The organism is Streptomyces sp. TG1A-60 (assembly GCF_037201975.1).
Classification (GTDB): Bacteria; Actinomycetota; Actinomycetes; order Streptomycetales; family Streptomycetaceae; genus Streptomyces.
In genome coordinates, this window is sequence record NZ_CP147520.1 from 2,235,329 (window position 1) to 2,257,439 (window position 22,111).

A 22,111-nucleotide genomic window follows, 5' to 3' on the forward strand; every position below is an offset into this window, starting at 1 on the left:
GCCGGGGAATTCGGTCGACGCGGATCATCGGCGACTGTGGGTGTGTGTGTGGGGGGGGCTGGTCGCGCGGTTCCCCGCGCCCTTGAAGTCGCGCCCCTGTGCCAAAGGGGCCCTTGGGAGCCCGCCGTGCCCGGCCGGGTGACAGGCACGGCCGGACGCGGCGGGGGTCGGAGGTGGTGCGGGTGCGGGCGTCAGCCCTTGACCGCGCCGGTGAGCATGCCCTTCTTGAAGTGTTTCTGGACGAAGGGGGAGAGGACGGCGACGGGGACGAGGGCCATCACCATGACGGCCATCTGGATGGCGAGCGGGGAGAGCTGTCCGGTGTTGATCTGGGTCTGCAGCCCGACCGGGCGTTCCTGCATCTGGACCAGCTGGATCATCACGTTCTGCAACGGCATCATCTCCTGGTCGGTCAGGTAGATCGACGCGTTGAACCAGGCGCTCCAGTAGCCGACGGCGTAGAAGAGGGCGATCACCGCGATGACCGCCCGGGAGAGCGGCATCACGATCTTCCACAGGATGCGCCACTCGCCCGCCCCGTCGATGCGGGCGCTGTCCATCAGTTCCTGGGAGATGTTCATGAAGAACGCGCGCAGGACCAGGATGTTGAAGATGCTCACCGCGCTGGGGAGGACGAGCGCCAGATAGGTGTCCGTCAGGCCGAGGGCCTGTACCAGCAGGTAGGTCGGGATGAGGCCGGCGCCGAAGAACATCGTCGCGAGCAGGGTCATCAGGATCCAGCGGTGGCCGAGTGAGCCGCTGCGCGAGAGGCCGTAGGCGCACAGGATCGACACGGCCATGCTGAACAGCGTGCCCACGACGGTGACGCCGACGCTGACCAGGGCGGCGCGCTGCACCTGGCCGCCGCCGAGGAGTTCCTGGTAGGCGATGAAGGTGATGCCCTTGGGGATCACCACCAGGCCGCCCGCCTCGTCGATGGTCTTCTTCGACTGGAGACTGGTGACGATCACGATCCACAGGGGGAAGAGGATCGCGAAGCAGGCGATGCCCAGCACCAGTCCCTTGCCCGCGATCCCGACCCTGGACGGTTTCTCCTCCCAGACCGGGCGGGCCGGTGCCGCCCACGGGCTGGGCTTCTTGAGGCGCGGCTTGTCATCGGCCCGCTGGTCGAGGACGGCGGTCATTTCTTGTACACCCCCTGCTCACCCATGAGATGGGCGACCTTGTTCGCGGTCAGCACCAGTGCCAGGCCCACCACGCCCTTGATGAGGCCGGCGGCGGCGGCGTAGCTGAAGTCCTGGTTGCGGATGCCGTTCCACCACACATAGGTGTCGAGGACGTCGGAGGCGCCCGGCCCCACCGCCTGTCTCTGGAGCAGGAACTGCTCGAATCCGACGGTGAGGGCGTCGCCGACGCGCAGCACCAGCAGCAGGGCGATCACCGGGCGAAGGGCGGGCAGGGTGATGTGCCAGATGCGCCGCCAGCGGCCGGCGCCGTCCATGGCGGCAGCCTCGTACAGGTCGTCGGAGACGGACGACAGCGCGGCGAGGAAGACGATGATGCCCCAGCCGGCGTCCTTCCAGATGGTCTCGAACGTGACCAGGTACTTGAAGACCTCCGGGTTGGTCATCAGGTCGAAGCCCTCGTAGCCGTGCTGGCGGAGGGTCTGCGCGATGATGCCCGCGCCGCCGAAGATCTGCATGAAGACCGTGACGACGAGGACCCAGGAGAAGAAGTGCGGCAGGTACATGACCGCCTGGGCGATCGCCCGGACCCGTGGCCTGACCACGCTGTTGATGAGCAGCGCGAGCAGGATCGGGATCGGGAAGTACAGCACCAGCTGGAGGAAGAAGAACACGAAGGTGTTCTGCACCGCGTGCCAGAAGGCCGAGTCCGCGAAGATCCGCTCGAACTGCTCCAAACCGATCCAGGGGCTCTCGAAGACGGCGACGAAGCCGTTCTCGCTGAGGTACGGGTCGTAGTCCTGGAAGGCGACCACGTTGCCGAGGATCGGTATGTAGTTGAAGACCAGTACCAGCAGCACGGCCGGCAACGTCATCAGGAGCAGCGTGCGGTCACGCTTGAATCTGAGCCGGAAACCCAGCTTCCCCGAAGGCTTCTCGCCCTGGGGCGGGGGCCCGGCGGTGCCGGACCCCTCCGGGGTCTTCGCGCGGGTCTTCGCGCGGGTCTTCGCCTCGGTCTCGCTCCGAGGCACCGTGCTGTGGGACACGGCCTTCTCCTTGCCTCAGCCCCGGGTCAGTTCGCCGAACCGCTGTCGTCGAGCAGCTTCTTGTACCAGTCGCGCAGGTCGTCGCCGCCCCTGCTCTTCCAGTCCGACACCGCCTGCTGCACGTCGCTGATCTTCTTGCGGCCGCGCACGACGTCGTCCTCCAGCTGCTCGAAGTCGTCTGCGAGGTTGGCCCAGCGGTTGGGCTCGGTGACGGTCAGCCCGAAGAAGGAGGACTTCTTGGTGAAGGCGCCCATCCGCTGCTGCCACTCGACCATGGCCCGGGTGACGTCGGGGAGGTCGGGGTAGGCGATGTACGGGGCGGGGTTTCCGGTGTAGTCGAAGGCGCCGTTGACCTCGTTGATGCCCTGCTGGGTCTTGGAGGGCAGGCCGTCCTTGATCTCGTAGTCGGTGCCCTCGACACCGTAGGCGGTGAGCATGAACTCCTTGGTGCCGTACGGGGCCGCGCAGAAGTTGCAGACGGCGAGGAAGTCCTTGATCTGCTGCTCGGACGCCTTGTTGCTGATGAAGGTGAAGATGTTGGCCGGCTGGCCCGCCCACAGTGTCGGGTCGCCGCCGTCGGGACCGAAGATGTCGAACGCGGCCATGTCGAAGTCCGAGTCCCTGGTGCCCTGCTCGGCCGTCTTGCCCCACCAGTCGGCGATGTTGTTGTTGTAGACCAGCACCTCTCCGGCGGTGAAGCGGTTGCCCGAGGTGCCGCCAGCCTTGCCGTTGACCGCGTCCGGATGGACCACCTTGGCCGCGTAGAGCTTGCGGACCCACTCCAGGGCTTCGAGGTACTCGTCGGTCTCGATGCGGTTGATCAGCTTGCCGCCGTCCATGTTCCACCACAGCGCCTTGTCGCTGCCCTGCAGGACGCCGAAGACGTTGAAAGCCGTCCACTTCATGTCGTCGCAGGCCCAGAGCTTCGACCGGGCGTCGGTGGCCTCCTTGGCCCAGGACAGGAACTCGTCCGGGCTCTTGGGGACGCTGTAACCCTTCTTCTTGAAGAGGTCCCTGCGGTACAGGGGCGCGATGTCGGTGACGTAGGAGCCGGGCATCGGGATCGCGCGCAGCTTGCCGCCGAAGATGCCGCGCTGCCAGGCCTCGGTGGGAACGGCCGCGAGGTTCGGGTACTCCTTGACCTCGTCACCGGACAGGTACGGGCCGAGGTCGGCGAACTTGGCGTTGACCGCGCTGGGGATCCTGCCGTTCAGGTTCCAGCCGGGCACGACCACGACGTCGGGGATGTCGCTGGAGGCCAGGATCGCCCCGAGTTTCTGGTCGTAGGTGACGCCGTCCTGGTTCTGCCAGGTGACCTCGACGCCGATGGCCTCGTTCATCGCCGTGTAGTACGGGTTGTCGCCCTTCGGCGGGGTTCCCCAGAACGGAGACATGATCTTCAGCTTGCCGCCGCTGCCGAGCTTCTTCGACACGGAGGTCTTCAGGTCGGCGGTGGCTATCGCCTTGGTGAAACCGGCCGCCGAGCCGTTCTTCGCCGGGATGTCGGGGGCCACGACCGTCGAAGCGACGAACGTCGGAAGGATCCCCTGCGCGTCCTTCCCCGACGTCGTGCCGTCCTTGCGGCCTTCCTGCGACCCGCCGCACGCGGACAGCAGGGGCACACCCCCGCCACTACGGCGGCGGCGACCGCCGTGGAGGCGAGGAAACTTCTCCGGCTGGGCGCGGAGGAGGAGGCGGAGTTCGGCGTCATTGCGTCAACCCTTCATGGCGCACACCAGGACACCCGGCGGTGGCCGTCGGCTGCGGTGTCTTGAGTGGGACTGGCTGTGCTGAAGCGAGGAACATCGGAGGGATGTGAGCACGCGAAGCGTTCCCTCCGCAGTCGAAGCGCTTCGATGTTGCTGCGAGGTTAAGTGAACGACCGGGGGTGCACAAGGGTCGATTCGAAGATTCCTCCGAGGCGTGGAGGACCGGAACGAGCACGTCCGACCCCTGATAGGGAGGCCGATATGACAGTGAGGAAACGGATCTGTTGCGCCTTGGTCTCTTGACACCCACCCCACGGTCGAATCAGCATCGAAGCGCTTCGAAAGCGCCTCGTCGCTCCACCGCAAAGGGATCCTCACGTGACCGCACCGACGCCGCCCACGCCGCCTTTCCGCGATCCGCAGCTGCCGCTCGCGAAGCGCATCGACGATCTGCTCCAGCGGCTCACCCTGGACGAGAAGATCGCCTTCCTGCACCAGTTCGCACCCGCCGTCGAGCGCCTCGGGGTGGCTGCCTTCCGCACCGGTCAGGAGGCTCTGCACGGCGTGGCCTGGATGGGCCCGGCGACGGTGTTCCCGCAGGCCGTCGGCCTCGGCGCGACCTGGAACGAGGACCTTGTGCGCCGCGTCGGCGAGGCCGTCTCCACCGAGACCCGCGCCATGCGCGCCCGCGACGAACGCGTCGGCCTCAACGTCTGGGCCCCGACGGTCAACCTGCTGCGCCACCCCCTGTGGGGCCGCAACGAGGAGGGCTACTCCGAGGACCCCAGGCTGACCTCCGCTATCGCGACCGCGTACACCCGCGGCCTGCGCGGCGACCACCCCACGTACTGGCGCACGGCCCCCGTCCTCAAGCACTGGCTGGCGCACAACAACGAGACCGACCGCTCCGTCACGTCCTCCTCGGTCCGCCCCCGCGTACTGCGCGAGTACGATCTGCGCGCCTTCCGACAGACGGTCGAGGCGGGCGCGGTGGCCGGGGTCATGCCCGCGTACAACCTGGTCAACGGCCGCCCCAACCACGTCTCGCCCTACCTGTCCGAGCACCTGCGCACCTGGACGGACGAGCATCTGCTGGTCTGCTCGGACGCGGGCGCGCCGTCGAACCTGGTCGACTCCGAGCACTACTACGACACCCACGAGGAGGCGACCGCCGCCTCGCTGCGGGCGGGCGTCGACAGCTTCACCGACCACGGCACGGAGAGTTCGACGATGATCGGACGAATCCAGGGTGCCCTGGACCGGGGACTGCTGACCGCGGACGACATCGACGAGGCGGTCCGCCGCCAGTTGTCGGTCCGCTTCCGCCTCGGCGAGTTCGATCCGGAGCGGGACCCGTACGCCGACACCGAGGACTTCGACACCCCGGGCCACCGCGCCCTCGCCCAGGAGGCCGCCGAGCAGGCGATCGTCCTGCTGAAGAACGAGGGCGGCCTGCTGCCGTTCGCCGCGGACGCCCGTATCGCGGTCGTCGGACTGCTCGCCGACGAGTGCAAGCTCGACTGGTACAGCGGCACCCTCATCCACCGCTCGACCCCGCTCGAAGGGCTGTACGACCGCTTCGGCGCCGAGCGCGTGACCTTCGCGGAGGGCGTGGACCGCGTACGCCTGCGGGCACTGTCCACGGGCGCGTACGTGTCCGTGCCCGAGGCGGCCGACGCCGGCGACGAGGTGCGCGGCGCGGAGGGCGCCCTCGACCCGGCGCTCCTGGCCGGCCGCACCGACCTGCCGCCGCTCACCACGGACGCGGAGGGCACCGAACTGGCCCTCATCGACTGGGGTGACGGCGTGCTCACCCTCCGCGCGCCGGACGGCCGCTATCTCTCGGTCGCCGACGACGGCCGGCTGCGTGCCTCGGCCGACCAGCCGGGCGGCTGGGTCGTCCAGGAGACGTTCCGTCTCGAAGCCCACGCGAACGGTCACCTCCTCAAGCACACAGGGACAGGCCGGTACGTCACTGTCGCCGCCGACGGAGTGAAGGTTGCCGACGCCGATCCGGAAATTTTCGACCTGATTGTGGTCGAACGGGGTGAGGAATCCGTCACGCGCGTGGCCGCCGAGGCCGACGTGGTCCTCGTGGTCGCGGGCAACGACCCGCACATCAACGGCCGCGAGACCGAGGACCGCCGGACCCTCTCTCTCCCCGCCCACCAGGAGCGCCTGCTGCGCGCGGCCCGCACCTCCAACCCGAACACCACACTGGTCCTGGTCTCGGCCTACCCGTACGCGGTCGACCCCTCCGACCTGCCCGCCGTGCTGTGGACCGCCCACGGCGGCCAGGCCGCGGGCACCGCCCTGGCCCGTGTCCTAGCCGGCGATGTCTCCCCCGCCGGCCGCCTGCCGCAGACCTGGTACGCCTCCGACGCGGACCTGCCCGGCCTCCTCGACTACGACGTCATCGGCACCCGCCAGACGTACCTCTACTTCGAGGGCGCCCCGCTGTTCCCGTTCGGCCACGGCCTGTCGTACACGGAGTTCACCTACGGAAACCTCGTCGCCCACGTGGGTGACGGCGAGCTGACGGTCTCCTGCACGGTCACCAACACGGGCCCGGTGACCGCCGACGAGGTCGCCCAGCTCTACGTCCGCGCCGAGGCCCCCTCGGTCCCGCGCCCGCGCCGTGAACTGGCGGGCCACCGCCGCGTCACCCTCGACCCCGGCGCCTCGACGGAGCTGGCCTTCCGGCTCCCGCTGTCCGTCCTGGAGTTCTGGGACGTGGCGCACGGCACCTGGCACCTGGAGCCGGGCTCGTACGAACTGCTCGTCGGCGCGTCGAGCGAGGACATCCGCCTCCGTACGACCGTCACCGTCGAGGGCGAGCCGGTCGCCCCGCGCCCGGTCCTCGCCCACGGCCTGGACGCGGCGGACTTCGACGAGCAGCGCGGCACGGAGATCGTCGACCGCGCGAAGGTGTCGGGCGACGCGGTGCGCCCGGCGGGCGAGGCGTCCGACGGCTCGGGCGAACTCGTCTTCCAGGACTGCGACTTCGGCGCGGGGGCCACCGAGATGACGGCGGAGGTGGCGGGCGAGGGGAGCGTCGAGTTCTCCCTCATCGGCGGCCCGGTGCTGGCGACGCTGACCCTCGACACACCCACCGGGGACCCGTACACGTACACGACCCTGCGCGCCGGGGTCTCGGCCGCCGGTGTGCACGACGTCCACCTCAAGCTGCGCGGCCCGTTGCGGCTGGCGCACGTCGGCTTCTCCGGCTGAGGGTCCGGAAGCAGGCCGGCGCACAGAAGGGGCCCGGCACCGGAAGGCATCGGTGCCGGGCCCCTTCATCCCGGGATCTGACCCAGACTACATGAAAACGATTGTCAGGATCTAGAGGTGTGCGGGACCTGTTCAGGGCTGTTCAGAGCTGGATCCCCGTCAGCACCATCACCCGCTCGTAGGTGTAGTCGTCCATGGCGAACCGCACGCCCTCCCGCCCGACGCCGGACTGCTTCACCCCGCCGTAGGGCATCTGGTCGGCACGGTAGGACGGCACGTCACCGACGACCACGCCGCCCACCTCCAGCGCGCGGTGGGCGCGGAACGCGGTCCGCAGGTCGTGCGTGAACACGCCCGCCTGGAGGCCGTACTTGGAGTCGTTGACGGCGGCGAAGGCCTCGGCCTCCCCTTCCACCTTCCGCACGGTGAGGACGGGCCCGAAGACCTCCTCGCAGGAGAGGGTGACGTCGCCGGGCACGTCGGCCAGAACCGTCGGCGCGTACGAGGCGCCGTCCCGCTTGCCCCCGGCGAGGAGCGTCGCGCCGGCGTCGACCGCTTCCCGGACCCATGCCTCGACGCGCCGCGCCGCGTCCTCACTGACCAGCGGACCGACGTCGGTGGCGCCGTCGGACGGGTCGCCGGTCACCTGGGCCTCGACCGCGGCGACGATGCGCGGCAGCAGCCGGTCGTACACGGACGCGTCCGCGATCACCCGCTGCACGGAGATGCAGGACTGGCCGCCCTGGTAGTTCGAGAAGGTCGCGATGCGGTTCGCCGCCCGGTCGAGGTCCTCGTCGCTCGCGTAGTCGGCGAGCACGACCGCCGCGCCGTTGCCGCCCAGCTCCAGCGTGCAGTGCTTGCGCGGCACCGAGTCCATGATCGCGTAGCCGACCTTCTCGGACCCGGTGAAGGAGATGACCGGCAGCCGCCCGTCCTGGACGAGGGCGGGCATGCGGTCGTTGGCGACGGGGAGGATGCTCCAGGCCCCGGCCGGGAGGTCTGCCACGGTCCGGGCTTCCGCGAGCAGTTCCCCGATGACCAGGCCGGAGAGCGGGGTGGCCGGAGCGGGCTTCAGGATGATCGGCGCACCGGCCGCGATCGCCGGGGCGATCTTGTGGGCGCAGAGGTTGAGCGGGAAGTTGAAGGGCGCGATACCGAGGACGACGCCCTTGGGGAAGCGGCGCGTGAACGCCAGCCGGCCCTCCCCGCCGAGGTCGGTGTCGAGCCGCTGCGCCTCACCGCCGTTGAACCGCCGGGCCTCCTCGGCCGCGAACCGGAACACGGAGACCGCGCGGCCGACCTCGCCGCGCGCCCACTTGACCGGCTTGCCGTTCTCGGCGGAGATCAGCTGCGCGATCTCCTCGGTCCGCTCGACGAGACGCCCGCTGACGTGGTCCAGGGCGGCGGCCCGTACGTGCGCCGGCGTGGCCGCGAACTCGCCCCGTACGGCGTACGCGGCGGCCACGGCCTCTTCGACCTGCTCGTCCGTCGGCACGCTCACCCTGCCGACCAGGCGGCCGTCCCAGGGCGACGTCACATCGAGCGCGGTCTCACCGGTGGCCTGGCGGCCGGCGAGCCAGAAGGCGTGGGTGGCGGTCATAGTCGATCCCGGCCCTTCGGTGGGTACACATCAGCTTCCGGCTCCACGGTAGGGCCGGGGCGGCGGGGGGTCGTTTGTCCGGTGCGTATGAGTAGGGCCGGGGGGTGTGCCGGATTGGCATGGTGGACCGTCCCGTCCCGGGGGAGGTGCCCTCGCGCGCGAGTCGCGGGAGGGCTCAGGGGGTGGGGGTGGGGGCGGCCGTGGGTTGTCCGTGGCTTGTCGCGCAGTTCCCCGCGCCCCTTCAGGGCGCGGGGCGTGACGGGGTCCGGGGCGGAGTGCCCTTAAGGGGACGGGCAGGGGCAGGAGCGAGGGAACGCCTCTACTCCCCCGCCGCGGCCGTCGCCTTCAGCGCCAGCCACAGCTCCATCCGCACATCGGGATCATCCAGCGACCGCCCCAGGATCTCCTCCACCCGCCGCATCCGGTACCGCAACGTGTGCCGATGCACTCCCAGATCGGCGGCAGCCGCATCCCACTGCCCGTGCCGCGACAGCCACGCCCGCAACGAGGCCACGAGATCCCCCCGCCCGGTCGCGTCATGCTCGCGCAAGGGTCGCAGCAGACTGTCCGCGAAGGCACGCACCGCATCGTCTGCGAGAAGAGGCACGACAGACCCGGCCGCCAGCTCCTCGTGCTCGACGAGGCAACGCCCCCGCCGCCGGGCCACGGACAACGCCTGCTCGGCCTGCTTGTACGCGGCGGCGGCAGCGATCGGCCCGGCGGGCGCGGACAGCCCGACGACGAGTTCCTCTTCCTCGACGGCCGCGGAGGGGCCGACGCCGGCGGCCACGGGACCGGTCGCCCCCGGCTCCCGACCGGCCGCCCGGGACGTCTCCAACGCCACCGCGAACTCCCCGCACGCGGCCACCGCCGCACCTCCGTCGACGGCGAGCACGACGAGCCGCTCCCCCTCGGGTACGACGAGCACGGTCTCCCCGGCCCGCGCGGCGGACGCCTCCACGACCTCGACGAGCTGCCCGAGCAGATCTCCGTCCGAGTCGACGACAGCCATGGCGACCCGTCCGGCACCCGCCTTGCCCCGAGGCTCGGCCCCGGTCCCGGGCCGATCGCCGGCCCCCGTCGTACGCGCACCCGGGGAAGAACTCGTGCCCCCCGCCCCTGACGCTGCCGTCGCCCCCACCGCAGCCGCCGCCCCGTCCACCCGTGCCCGCGCCGCCGACGCCGAGGCCGACTCCGCGAGGATCAGCCGGAACGGCGCGTCCAGCAGCTCTCCGAACAGGTCGCCGGCGACGGCCCGCGCGTGATCGGGCTCCCCGGCCAGCAGCATGCGCAGCACCGCCGCGCCGATCCGCTGCTCGGCGGCGTGGAGCGCGCGCGACCTCTCGGTGGTGAGGGTGAGGAGCGCGACGGCCGAGTGGACGGCGTACCGCTCGGCGGTGCCCAGGGCCGCGGCCGTGCCGACGGCGAGGGCGGCGCGGGCCCGGCGTCCGGTGCCGAGGGAGTGCAGTTCGACGCGGTCCTCGCCGCCGACTACCGCGCTCGCCGGCGCGGGCCGGTCCCGCAGCCGCTGGACGTCGGCGGAGAGCCGCCCGGCCCGCCGCTCCGCCCACTCGGGTGCCACCGCGACGGCGGCACCGGAGGCGTCGTACAGGGCGGCCCACCCGTCGACCTGTGCGGCGAGCGCGGTGAGCAGCCCTTCGGGGCCGTCGGCCAACGCCTGCTTGGTGAGCTCCCGCTGCGCGGCGAACCCCGCCGTCACCGCCCGGTACTGATCGGCGGCGATGGCGGCCGACACCGCCTTGCTGATGGCGAGGAAGGGGGTGCGGCGGGGCACTTCCAGGAGAGGCAGCCCCTCCCCCTCCGCCGCGTCGACGAGCGCCTTGGGGATCTCCTCGTAGTTCACGCCGACGGCGAAGCCGAGCCCGACGACGCCCGCCCCCACCAGCCGCCGCACGTAGCTTCGCATCGCCTCCGGATCCTCCGCGTCCAGCTTCAGCGCGGTGATCAGCAGCAGCTCCCCGCCTTCCATGTACGGCACGGGATCGGCGAGCTCACTGACGTGCGCCCAGCGCACCGGTACGTCCAGGCGGCCCTCGCCGGCCCGCACGGTCAGCTTGAGCGCGGAGTGGTGGACGAGCGAGGCGAGCGTGGGAGGCATGGGACCTTCAGGTCGTCGTCAGAGAGGCGGAGACGGATACGGTGCGGATGCGACGCAGACGCGATGCGGAGAGACGCGGAAACGGACCGATCTTGATGATCGATCAGCGCCACCTTTTGGCCGCCTCGTATGAACGGCCTCTACCGATTCTGCCTCACCGTACGGTCACAAGTCCCCCACACCTCGCACCGAATGGCTCAAACCGAACGGTGCCACCCGCCGCCGCACTGCTCGCTCCGCTCAGCCCCGCAGATCCACCAGCAACGGCGGCGCGTGCTCGCCCCGCACGTTCGTCAGGGACAGCACGGCGTGCCCCGGCGGCACACCGTGCGCCAGTTCGGAGGCGGACCAGCGCTCCCGTTCGACCTGACGTACGGTCACGGCGCGGGCGGTCGGCGCGTTGCCCGTGATCGCCCGGCGCAGCGCGTGCCAGGCCTTGCCCGCCGGGGAGTCGGCGACGATCTGCCGGTCGGTGACGTCCCGCGCCTCGGTCCACTCCTTGCCCCAGACCTCGGCGAAGTCCTGCCCGTCCCACGGGGTGAGCCCGGACAGCGCCATCCGGCAGCCGATGGTGCCGAGGAGCGGTCCGCGCAGGGGCCGGGGCACGTCGTCCAGGGTCCGGAGGGTGAGGACGGTACCGGCGTTGGCGGACCGCAGCCGCTGGATGCCGCGTACGGCCTCGGGGGTGACGATCCCGGTCGCGTCGTCCAGCACGAGGCAGGCGAACAGCGACCGGTCCTCCCGTACCGCGACGCTCGCCGCGAACTGGGCGAGCACCAGCCGCGCCAGGATGCGGGAGGCGTCGGCGTGGCCGCGCTGGGGGAGGTCGATGCGGACCCGTACGGGATGGTCGAGGGCCCGCAGGGAGAACGGCCGGGACCGGCCGGAGGTGTCGAAGAACCCTGCGAAGGCGGGCCGGTCGAGGAGGGCGACCCGGTCGGCCAGTACGGCGCCGACGTCGCCGGGGTGGCTGAGCTGGCGCTCCCGCGCGTCCAGCTCCCGCAGCAGCGACTCCTGCCCTGCGTCCTGGAGGGCCTCGCGCAGCTCGCCCAGCGGGCCGGGCGCGCCGTCCAGCAGCTGCCGCAGCTGCGGCACCGACGGGAACCGCCCGTGCACGGCCCGAAACGGCCCCAGCAGCTGGGCGAGCACGGTGGTGGAGCGCCGGCTGTCACCGCCGGGGTGCGGGTCGGCGAGGTCCCCGACGAGCGCCTCCGCGAGCACGGCCGCGGCCTCGTCGGGGTCGGTGGTCCCGCCGTAGAGGTCGAGGTCGTAGACGGACTCCGGGTTTCCGATGCGTACGACGACGTCGTAGGCGTCGGCCGGGCCGAGTCCGGCGCCCGCCGCGCCCACGACCACCACCGCCGCGCGTCCGGCGAGCGCGTGCAGGCACAGCGACTCGGCGACGGGCCACACGACGGCCCCGGTCTTCCCCGACCCGGCGGGCCCGACGGCCAGCAGGGAGGTGCCGAGCAGTTCGGGGCCCAGGGCGAGGCCCGTGCCCCGGTAGGCGTACGGGTTGCGCGGGTCGTCGACGGTGCCGCCCAGCCGGACCTGCCCGGTGACCATGTCGTGCCGGGCCAGCCGGGCCGGCAGGTCCCGCTCCCCGGACGGATGCGGACAGGCGGCGGCGCCGTCCTTCAACACCGCCCCCGTGAACGTCGCCAGACTGTGCCGCCCGCTGCGCACCCCCTGCCACGTCCGCATGATCCGCGCGTGATCCACATCCCGCATGAGCCCGGCCCGCGCCTCGGCGGCAAGCCGCTCGGCGGCTTCGGCGGCCCCGGCCTCCCGGAAATGGTTCCACTGGGCGGGGTCGTCCTCTGGTGGCGGTACGGCCTGCCGCTCCCGCGACTGCCGGAAGCGCGGGGCACCGTACCGGCGCCAGACCTCGCCCCAGCGACCGAGCCGGCCGACGCCGATCATGATCGCCAGGGCGACGATCGTGTACCAGACATAGCTGAGGACGACCGCGGAGTAGGAGTGGGCGGGCGCCCAGGAGTCCGGGATCATCGCGTAGAGCGGCACCAGCCACCAGCCGCCGAGGTACCCGTTCCAGAGCAGGGACCAGATCAGCCAGCCGATGAGGAAGGCGATCAGGGCGCCGCCGAGCAGCTGCCGGCCGGGGACGGTCTCCGGCTCCTCCTCCGGCCGGGGCCGATGCCCGAACCGCCACACGCCGGGCGCCGCGTCCGGTCGCGGTGTCCGCAACCAGGACAGGAAGGCGTTCCCGTCCGGCCTGGGCGGCGCCCCCGGTGCCCCCGTGGGCAGGGGAGGCACGGGAGGTGCCGCGGGCATCTCCGGCGACCCCGCCGGACGCGGCACGGGATGCGCATGCGTGCCCCGCGCGTCCCGCGTTCCGTCGCTGTTCATCGCGCCTGCCCCCTGACCAGCCGTTCCGTCCACCATCAGCGAGTCAATCTAACGCTCCCGCAAGGGGAGTTCACCGTTTGCGTGGCCGGGTGGGCCCCGTGACCACCGTATTACGCGGCTGGGCGCACACCCGTGCCCACCGTTCCTCCATGTCCAACGCGGACAAGACGAGCCCTCGACAACGCCCACATGGAGCATGCCCACCCCCCGGCCCTCGCCCTAGCCTGCGAGAAAAGAAGGCAAGCGTCCGTAAGACCTCCCAGGAGCCCCACATGAGCGCACTTCCCCAGGAGCGCCGCGTAGTCACCGCCATCCCCGGACCGAAGTCCCAGGAGTTGCAGGCGCGTCGTAGTGCCGCGGTCGCGACGGGGGTGGGGTCGGTGTTGCCGGTGTTCACCGCGCGCGCGGGCGGCGGCATCATCGAGGACGTCGACGGCAACCGGCTCATCGACTTCGGCTCGGGCATCGCCGTGACGAGCGTCGGCGCGAGCGCCGAGGCCGTCGTCCGCCGGGCCACCGCGCAGCTGCGGGACTTCACGCACACCTGTTTCATGGTCACGCCGTACGAGGGGTACGTGGCGGTCGCCGAGGCCCTCGCCGAGCTGACCCCTGGCGACCACGCCAAGAAGTCCGCGCTGTTCAACAGCGGCGCCGAGGCCGTCGAGAACGCCGTGAAGATCGCCCGCTCGCACACCGGGCGGCAGGCCGTGGTCGTGTTCGACCACGGCTACCACGGGCGCACCAACCTCACGATGGCGCTGACCGCGAAGAACATGCCGTACAAGCACGGCTTCGGCCCGTTCGCGCCCGAGGTGTACCGCGTCCCGGTGGCCTACGGCTACCGCTGGCCGACCGGTCCCGAGAACGCCGGCCCCGAAGCCGCCGCGCAGGCGATCGACCAGATCACCAAGCAGGTCGGCGCGGAGAACGTGGCCGCCGTCATCATCGAGCCGGTGCTCGGCGAGGGCGGCTTCATCGAGCCGGCCAAGGGCTTCCTGCCCGCGATCAGGAAGTTCGCCTCCGACCACGGCATCGTCTTCGTCGCCGACGAGATCCAGTCCGGTTTCTGCCGTACCGGGCAGTGGTTCGCGTGCGAGGACGAGGACATCGTCCCGGACCTGATCACCACCGCCAAGGGCATCGCCGGCGGTCTCCCGCTCGCCGCCGTGACGGGCCGCGCGGAGATCATGGACGCGGCGCACGCGGGCGGCCTGGGCGGCACCTACGGCGGCAACCCCGTCGCCTGCGCGGGCGCCCTCGGCTCGATCGAGATGATGAAGGAGCTGGATCTCAACGCCCGCGCCCAGTCAATCGAGGCGACGATGAAGGCCCGGCTGGCCACCATGGCCGAGAAGTTCGACGTCATCGGCGACATCCGGGGCCGCGGCGCCATGATCGCCGTCGAACTGGTCAAGGACCGCACGACGAAGGAGCCGCACCCGGAGGCGACCGCCGCGCTGGCGAAGGCCTGCCACCAGGAGGGCCTGCTGGTCCTGACCTGTGGCACCTACGGCAACGTGCTCCGCTTCCTGCCCCCGCTCGTCATCGGTGAGGACCTGCTGAACGAGGGCCTGGACATCATCGAGCAGGCGTTCAGCCGCGTCTGATCCCGGCATGAGCCCCTTTTCCGGCGCCGACGCGGATGCGGAACCCCCCATCCGTCTCCGACGATCCCGCGCCTCCCGGAACCGGAATCCGGCCTCGGGTCCCGGGCCCTGTGGACGAGCGTCGGACGGCGTGAAGAAGGTGTGCAAGGTGCATGTCGGGGCGCGGTTCCGCCTGTCGTCACCGCGTTCCCTGCCGTAGGTTTTCACGTAGATGAGAGATACACCCCGCCCACAGGGGACTGTGGACGGCACCGGGTCGGGGCCTCCCCAGCTTCGTCCTGGGCGTGCCCTCGCGCACACACCCGGAGCTTCCGGCTCCGGATCTTCTCACCGATCGGACGGCCGCCCGCCCCAAACCCCCCGGGGCGTGCGGCACACCGATCCGGTCGGCCGCCCTCGAACCACCCCCCCTGTTCGAGGGCGGCCGACCGTCTTCTCCGGCCGTCGCGCCGCGCTCCTCCTTCTCGGCCTCCCGGCCCTCCTCTTCGCGCTGGTCACCTGGCAGGTCGTCGCGCACGGCCCGCTGGCCCGCGCGGACGAACGCCTCAGCGACTCCCTCGTCCACCGGGGCGCCCCCACCCAGTTCCTCGCCGACCTCGGCAACCTCACGGTCGCCGTCCCGGTCCTCGCCCTCGTCGTCCTGTACGTGGCGTGGCGTACGCGTGCCACCGGTCGGGACCACTGGTGGCGGCCCTCCGCCGCCGCGACGCTCCTCATGGCCGCCGTACCGCTCTGGGTGATCCCGCTGAAGGAGCTCATCGCCCGGTCGGGCCCGCCGGTCATGGGTCCGGGCACGGGTTTCTACCCGTCCGGTCACACGGCGACCGCCTCCATCGCGTACGGCGGTGCCGTCCTGCTTCTGCTGCCCTGGCTGCGCGGCGCCCCCGCACGCCGCGCGATCGTCGTCGTCGCGGTCGTCCTGAACATCGGGGTCGGCTTCGGCCTGGTGCGTCAGGGCTACCACTGGCCGCTGGACGTGGTGGCGAGCTGGTGCGTGTGCGCGGTGCTGCTCTTCTCACCGTGGGGGTGGTCCCGTCGCTCCACGGGGTGAGGTCCGCGAGCGCGGCGCGGTCGGGGGACGGCCGCCGTCACGACGTGTGGCGGTCAGCCCTCGGCCGGCGCTGTGGGTGATCCCGGCCGTGGCCGTGGACAGCGGGTCACGCCAGTCGCGGGAGCGGTGGCAGGAGCCGTTGTGGTCAGTACCCGTTCCACGGTGATCCCGGCCTGGGCGAAGAACGACTGGGCGCGGATCCAGACGCCCTCACGCCCGGCCGACCGCCCGCCACCGGCTGCCCCGCGTCAGCTGTCGAAGCCCAGCCCCAGCCGGTCCATGGTCTTCAGCCACAGGTTGCGGCGGCCGGCGTGGGAGTCGGCTCGGGCCAGGGACCACTTGGTGAGGGCGATGCCGGTCCAGGCGAACGGCTCCGGCGGGAACGGCAGCGGCTTCTTGCGGACCATCTCCAGCTCGGTGCGTTCCGTACGCTCCCCCGCCAGCAGGTCGAGCATGACCTCCGCGCCGAACCGGGTGGCGCCCACCCCCAGCCCCGTGTAGCCGGCCGCGTACGCGACCCTGCCCTGGTGGGCAGTGCCGAAGAACGCCGAGAAGCGGGAGCAGGTGTCGATGGCGCCGCCCCAGGCGTGGGTGAAGCGGACGCCCTCCAACTGCGGGAAACAGGTGAAGAAGTGCCCGGCGAGCTTGGTGTAGGTCTCCGGCCGGTCGTCGTACTCGGCGCGCACCCGGCCGCCGTACTGGTACACCGCGTCGTAGCCGCCCCAGAGGATCCGGTTGTCGGCGCTGAGCCGGAAGTAGTGGAACTGGTTGGCCGAGTCCCCGAGCCCCTGCCGGTTCCTCCAGCCGACCGATGCCAGCCGGTCGGCGGTCAGCGGCTCGGTCATCAGCGCGTAGTCGTAGACGGGGACGGTGTACGCGCGGACGCGTCTGACCAGGCTGGGGAAGACGTTCGTGCCGAGCGCCACCTGCCGGGTACGGACCTGGCCGTAGGGTGTCCGGACGGCCATGCCGGCGCCGTACGCCTTCAGGGTCAGCGCGGGGGTGTGCTCGTAGACGCGGACGCCGAGGTCCCGGCAGGCCCGCTTCAGGTTCCAGGCGAGTTTGGCGGGGTGCAGCAGGGCGACACCCCGGCGGTCGTGGAGGCCCGCCTCGAAGGTGGGTGAGGCGACCTGGTCGCGGACGGCGTCGGCGTCGAGGAACTCGATGCCGACCGAGAGACCCTTGCGTTCGATCTCGTCGTACCAGTCGCGCACTTCCCAGGCCTGGTACGCCTCGGTGGCGACGTCGATCTCGCCGGTGCGTTCGAAGTCGCAGTCGAGGTCGTGCCGGGCGACCGCCGCCTCGATCGCGTCGAGGTTGCGGGCGCCCAGCTCCTGGAGCTTGTGGATCTCGTCGGGCCAGCGGGCGAGACCGTTGGCCAGACCGTGGGTGAGCGAGGCGGCGCAGAAGCCGCCGTTGCGGCCGGAGGCGGCCCAGCCCACCTCACGGCCTTCCAGCAGCACGACGTCCCGTCGCGGGTCGCGCTCCTTGGCGATCAGCGCGGTCCACAGTCCGCTGTAGCCGCCGCCGACGACCAGCAGGTCGCAGGTCTCGGCGCCGGTGAGCGCGGGTTCGGGGTGGGGCTTGCCGGGGTCGTCGAGCCAGTACGGGACCGGCCGTGCGTCGGAGAGAGACTTCGTCCAGCGGTTCATGGCGCTCGGGGCCATGATGTCAACTCCCTACAGAATGAGTCCGGGTCATCGGCGTTACGCCTTCTGCCGCTTTCTGCGGTTTCCGATGACCATTCCGGCCACCACGAACAGTACGGCGACCAGGAACATGGCCGTACCGATGACATTGATCTGGACGGGCGTGCCGCGCTGCGCCGAACCCCAGACGAACATGGGGAAGGTGACGGTCGAGCCCGCGTTGAAATTGGTGATGATGAAATCGTCGAAGGAGAGCGCGAAGGCGAGCAGCGCCCCCGCCGCGATGCCGGGGGCGGCGATGGGCAGGGTGACCCGGACGAACGTCTGGACGGGACCGGCGTACAGATCGCGCGCGGCCTCCTCCAGCCTCGGGTCCATCGACATCACCCGTGCCTTGACGGCTACGACGACGAAGCTGAGGCAGAACATGATATGGGCGTTCAGAATCGTCCAGAATCCCAACCGCGCACCCAGATTGAGAAACAGGGTGAGCAGTGAGGCGGCCATCACGACCTCGGGCATCGCCATCGGCAGGAAGATCAGCGAGTTCACCGCGCCCCGCGCGCGGAAGCGGTACCGCACCAGCGCGAACGCGATCAGCGTGCCGAGGACGGTCGCGCCCAGCGTCGACCAGGCGGCCAGCTGAAGGCTCAGGGAGAGCGAGCCGCACAGGTCGGCGACGCCGCACGGGTCGCTCCAGGCGGCCGTGGAGAATTCCTGCCACTCGTAGTTGAAGCGGCCCTTCGGCTGGTTGAAGGAGAAGACCGTGACGACGACATTCGGCAGAAGCAGATAACCGAGCGTCAGAAGTCCCGCGATGACGACGAGACGGCGCTTGAGCCAGGTGACGAAGGCCATTTAAACCAGATCCTCCGTCCCGGACTTTCGGATGTAGAGCGTGACCATGAGGAGGATCGCGGCCATGAGAATGAAAGAAAGGGCCGCCGCCGTCGGATAGTCGAGAATCCTCAGGAACTGGCTCTGGATGACGTTGCCGATCATCTGGGTGTTGGTGGAGCCGAGGAGTTCGGCGTTCACGTAGTCGCCGCTCGCCGGGATGAAGGTCAGCAGTGTGCCGGAGACGACGCCCGGGGTGGAGAGCGGCAAGGTGACCTTGCGGAAGGTCGTGAAGGGCTTGGCGTAGAGGTCGCCGGCCGCCTCGTGCAGCCGCCCGTCGACGCGCTCCAGCGAGGTGTACAGCGGCAGGATCATGAACGGCAGGAAGTTGTACGTGAGGCCGCAGACCACCGCGAGCGGGGTGGCCAGCACACGGTCCCCGGCCGTGAGGCCGAGCCAACTGGTGACGTCCAGGACGTGCAGCGAGTCGAGGACGCCGACGACCGGGCCGCCGTCGGACAGGATCGTCTTCCAGGCGAGGGTGCGGATCAGGAAGCTGGTGAAGAAGGGGGCGATCACCAGGATCAGGATCAGGTGGCGCCAGCGGCCCGCGCGGAAGGCGATCAGGTACGCCAGCGGATAGCCGAGCAGCAGGCACAGGAGGGTCGCCGTCCCCGCGTAGAGCACCGAGCGCAGGAACTGCGGGTAGTACTCACTCAGCGCGTCCCAGTAGGTCGCGACGTGCCAGGTGACCTGGTAGCCCTCCTCCAGCGAACCCGTCTGCACGGACGTGGAGGCCTGGTAGACCATCGGCATCGCGAAGAACACCAGCAGCCAGACGAGGCCGGGCGCGAGCAGCAGATACGGCGTCCAGCGGCCTCTCCCACGGGGCGGCTTCGCCGTCGGCACCCGGGCGAGCGGCGGTGGCGCCTCGGCTTCGGTGAGGGTCGACATCAGACGGCCGCCCCTTCGTCACCCGCGGAGGCCGCCGTCCCAGCCAGCGGGGACCGGGCGGCGTCGAGGCCGAACGTGTGCGCGGGACTCCAGTGCAGGACGACGTCGGCGCCCGGGACGAGCCGGGCGTCGCGGTCGATGTTCTGCGCGTACACCTCGAACTCGGGGCAGACGGAGCCGTCGATCACGTACTGCGTGGAGACGCCGGTGAAACTGGTGGCGGCGATCCTGCCGGTGACGCGGTTGCGGCCGGCCGGGATCTCCCCGGCGTCGTCCGCGTGCGTGAGGGTGATCTTCTCGGGGCGGACCCCGACGAGGACCTTGCCGCCGGTCCGGGGGGACGCGCCGCAGCGCGCCTCGGGGAGGACGAGCTTGCCGTCGCCCGCCTTGAGCACGATGTCGTCGCCGCTCCTGGAGTCGACCTCGGCCTCGATGAGGTTGGAGGTGCCGAGGAAGTCGGCGACGAAGGTGGTCCGCGGGTACTCGTACAGGTCGGCGGGTGAGCCGAGTTGTTCGACGCGACCGCCGTTCATCACGGCGACCGTGTCGGCCATGGTCATGGCCTCCTCCTGGTCGTGCGTGACATGGATGAAGGTGATGCCGACCTCGGTCTGGATGCGCTTCAGCTCCAGTTGCATCCGACGGCGCAGCTTGAGGTCGAGGGCGCCGAGCGGCTCGTCGAGGAGGAGCACCTTGGGGTGGTTGATGAGCGCGCGGGCGACCGCGACCCGCTGCTGCTGGCCGCCCGACAGTTGGTGCGGCTTCTTGCGCGCCTGCTCCCCGAGCTGGACCAGCTCCAGCATCTCCCCGACCTGCTTCTTGACGCTCCTGATGCCGCGTCGGCGCAGGCCGAAGGCGACGTTCTCGAAGATGTCGAGGTGCGGGAAGAGGGCGTACGACTGGAAGACCGTGTTCACCGGCCGCTTGTACGGCGGCAGGTTCGTCACATCCTGGTCGCCGAGCGAGACCGTGCCGCAGGAAGGTTCCTCCAGGCCGGCGATCATGCGCAGGGTGGTGGTCTTGCCGCAGCCGGAGGCACCGAGGAGGGCGAAGAAGGAACCCTCCGGCACGGTCAGGTCGAGCGGATGGACGGCGGTGAAGGAGCCGTAGGTCCTGCCGATGCCGGAGAGGCGGACGTCACCGCCGCTGTGCTCTGTCGTCTTCATCGTCCTCGTCACGCCCCCGTCAGCTTCGCGAACTTTTCTTCGTACGCCGTCTCTTCCTTCTGGCTGAGGGAGCGGAAGGCGCGGGACTCGGCCGCCATGGCCGCGTCGGGAATGATCAGCGGGTTGTTCGCCGCGTCCTCGTCGATCCTGGCCAGCTCCGCCTTCACGCCGTCGACGGGACACACGTAGTTGATGTACGCGGCGAGTTCGGCGGCCGGCTTCGGCTCGTAGTAGTAGTCGATGAGCCGTTCGGCGTTGGTCTTGTGCCGGGCCCTGTTCGGGATCAGCAGGTTGTCCGTCGAGGTCATGTAGCCGCTGTCGGGGATGACGAAGTCGACGTCCGGGGTGTCGGCCTTGAGCTGGACGACGTCACCGGCCCAGGCGATACAGGCGGCCAGGTCGCCCTTGCTGAGGTCCGAGGTGTAGTCGTTGCCCGTGAAGCGGCGTATCTGGCCCTTGTCGACGGCCTTCTGGAGACGGGCGATTGCGGCGTCGTAGTCGTCGTCGGTGAACCTCGCGGGGTCCTTGCCCATGTCCAGCAGGGTCATCCCGACGCTGTCGCGCATCTCGGAGAGGAAGCCGATGCGGCCCTTGAGCCCGGGGTTGTCGAGCATGTCGGAGACGGACCTGACCTCCTGGCCGTCGAGCGCCTTCTTGTTGTAGGCGATGACGGTCGAGATGCCCTGCCAGGGGTAGGAGTAGGCGCGGCCGGGGTCCCAGTCGGGATCACGGAACTGCTGGGAGAGGTTCGTGTAGGCGTGGGGCAGGTTCGACGCGTCCAGTTTCTGGACCCACCCGAAGCGGATCAGCCGGGCCGCGAGCCAGTCGGTGACGCATATCAGGTCGCGTCCGGTGTCCTGGCCGGCCGCGAGCTGTGGCTTGATCTTGCCGAAGAACTCGACGTTGTCGTTGATGTCCTCGGTGTACTTGACCTTGATACCGGTGCGCCGGGCGAACTGCTCCAGGCTGGGGTGGTGCTTGCCGCTGTCGTCGACGTCCATGTACTCGGTCCAGTTGGAGAAGGCGACTTCCTTCTCCTTGGCCGAGTGGTCCTCGGACGAGCCGCCCGAGGTGTTCCTCGCCGCGGGGATGCCGCAGGCGCTCAGCGCCCCGAGCCCGCCGGCGGCGAGCGCGCCGCCCGTTCCGGCGCGCAGCAGCGCACGGCGGCTGAGGGCGGCCCTGCCGCCCGTGAGGCCGCGCCGCACGGCGGTCGCCCGGGCCGGGGACAGGCGGTCGGGCTCGTACTGCTCCATGCGCGTGGCGGCCACGGCCGAGTCCACGTCGTCCGGCCCGGCCGGCTCGTGCCTGAGGACCTCGTCACCGGCCGCGGGAGCGACGCCCGTGTACGTACGACCCGAGGTGCCCTTCACCAGGCGGCCGGCGACGTACTGCGCGCCGTCCGCGAGGCGTTCCGCTGCGGGGAATCGGTCCGGGGTGGCGGTGGCCGGGTTCTGCATGTCGCTCTCCTCCGCCGTCGCCCCCTCTGGCCCCGGGGACGGGTGGCGTAGCTCCAGCTCGATTTGAGTGCCGATACTGACAGAGGCAAGTGGCATCAACAAGGGATTCCGTTGTTGCCTTTTGGTTACGCGACGGAATCTGTCGAGGAGCTGGCCAGCCGGAGGGGAAA

General features: G+C 70.6%; 13 protein-coding genes and 1 pseudogene. 3 read left to right on the forward strand and 11 right to left on the reverse strand.

All coding sequences use genetic code 11. From position 1 onward, the window contains the following. Positions 1–191: 191 nt before the first annotated feature. From WBG99_RS08965 to WBG99_RS08975, 3 genes and pseudogenes are all read right to left on the reverse strand, one after another. A complete protein-coding gene (locus tag WBG99_RS08965) occupies positions 192–1,145 on the reverse strand; it encodes a carbohydrate ABC transporter permease (protein WP_338895824.1) in 954 nt (317 codons plus the stop codon). After that, positions 1,142–2,191, reverse strand: a complete 1,050-nt coding sequence (locus WBG99_RS08970) for an ABC transporter permease subunit (RefSeq protein ID WP_338895825.1) — start codon at positions 2,189–2,191, stop codon at positions 1,142–1,144. The genes WBG99_RS08965 and WBG99_RS08970 overlap by 4 nt, the downstream gene beginning before the upstream one ends. A gap of 26 nt (positions 2,192–2,217) precedes the next feature. Then, positions 2,218–3,902: pseudogene (locus tag WBG99_RS08975) on the reverse strand (extracellular solute-binding protein). A gap of 376 nt (positions 3,903–4,278) precedes the next feature. On the opposite strand from WBG99_RS08975, the gene WBG99_RS08980 reads away from it, so the two are divergent. Then, complete coding sequence (locus WBG99_RS08980) at positions 4,279–7,131, forward strand: glycoside hydrolase family 3 C-terminal domain-containing protein (RefSeq protein WP_338895826.1); 2,853 nt, start codon at positions 4,279–4,281, stop codon at positions 7,129–7,131. 142 nt (positions 7,132–7,273) lie between these two features. Here WBG99_RS08980 and WBG99_RS08985 read toward each other — a convergent pair whose 3' ends face one another. From WBG99_RS08985 to WBG99_RS08995, 3 genes are all read right to left on the reverse strand, one after another. Next, a complete protein-coding gene (locus WBG99_RS08985) occupies positions 7,274–8,731 on the reverse strand; it encodes an aldehyde dehydrogenase family protein (RefSeq protein ID WP_338895827.1) in 1,458 nt (485 codons plus the stop codon). 319 nt (positions 8,732–9,050) lie between these two features. Continuing rightward, positions 9,051–10,850, reverse strand: coding sequence for a PucR family transcriptional regulator (locus tag WBG99_RS08990; protein WP_338895828.1), 1,800 nt, complete (start codon positions 10,848–10,850; stop codon positions 9,051–9,053). 240 nt (positions 10,851–11,090) lie between these two features. Then, positions 11,091–13,220 (reverse strand): ATP-binding protein, encoded by a 2,130-nt coding sequence (locus tag WBG99_RS08995; RefSeq protein ID WP_338895829.1) that lies wholly within the window; start codon positions 13,218–13,220, stop codon positions 11,091–11,093. Between the two features lie 272 nt (positions 13,221–13,492). On the opposite strand from WBG99_RS08995, the gene gabT reads away from it, so the two are divergent. Continuing rightward, positions 13,493–14,827 carry a 4-aminobutyrate--2-oxoglutarate transaminase gene (gene gabT / locus WBG99_RS09000; protein WP_338895830.1) on the forward strand — a complete coding sequence of 445 codons (1,335 nt, stop codon included), beginning with the start codon at positions 13,493–13,495 and terminating at the stop codon, positions 14,825–14,827. Positions 14,828–15,194: 367 nt separating this feature from the next. Next, complete coding sequence (locus WBG99_RS09005) at positions 15,195–15,878, forward strand: phosphatase PAP2 family protein (RefSeq protein ID WP_338895831.1); 684 nt, start codon at positions 15,195–15,197, stop codon at positions 15,876–15,878. Positions 15,879–16,126: 248 nt separating this feature from the next. Here the strand turns inward: WBG99_RS09005 and WBG99_RS09010 are convergent, their stop codons facing one another. From WBG99_RS09010 to WBG99_RS09030, 5 genes are read right to left on the reverse strand one after another with little or no spacing between them, the layout of a single operon-like run. After that, on the reverse strand, positions 16,127–17,545 hold the full coding sequence (locus WBG99_RS09010) for an FAD-dependent oxidoreductase (RefSeq protein WP_338895832.1): 1,419 nt from the start codon (positions 17,543–17,545) through the stop codon (positions 16,127–16,129). Between the two features lie 39 nt (positions 17,546–17,584). Beyond that, on the reverse strand, positions 17,585–18,385 hold the full coding sequence (locus WBG99_RS09015) for an ABC transporter permease (RefSeq protein WP_338895833.1): 801 nt from the start codon (positions 18,383–18,385) through the stop codon (positions 17,585–17,587). Beyond that, positions 18,386–19,318, reverse strand: a complete 933-nt coding sequence (locus WBG99_RS09020; protein WP_338895834.1) for an ABC transporter permease — start codon at positions 19,316–19,318, stop codon at positions 18,386–18,388. After that, a complete protein-coding gene (locus tag WBG99_RS09025; protein ID WP_338895835.1) occupies positions 19,318–20,484 on the reverse strand; it encodes an ABC transporter ATP-binding protein in 1,167 nt (388 codons plus the stop codon). Before WBG99_RS09025 ends, WBG99_RS09020 begins: the two co-directional genes overlap by 1 nt. Positions 20,485–20,492: 8 nt before the next feature. Then, positions 20,493–21,737, reverse strand: coding sequence for a spermidine/putrescine ABC transporter substrate-binding protein (locus WBG99_RS09030; protein WP_338900268.1), 1,245 nt, complete (start codon positions 21,735–21,737; stop codon positions 20,493–20,495). Positions 21,738–22,111: the final 374 nt, after the last annotated feature.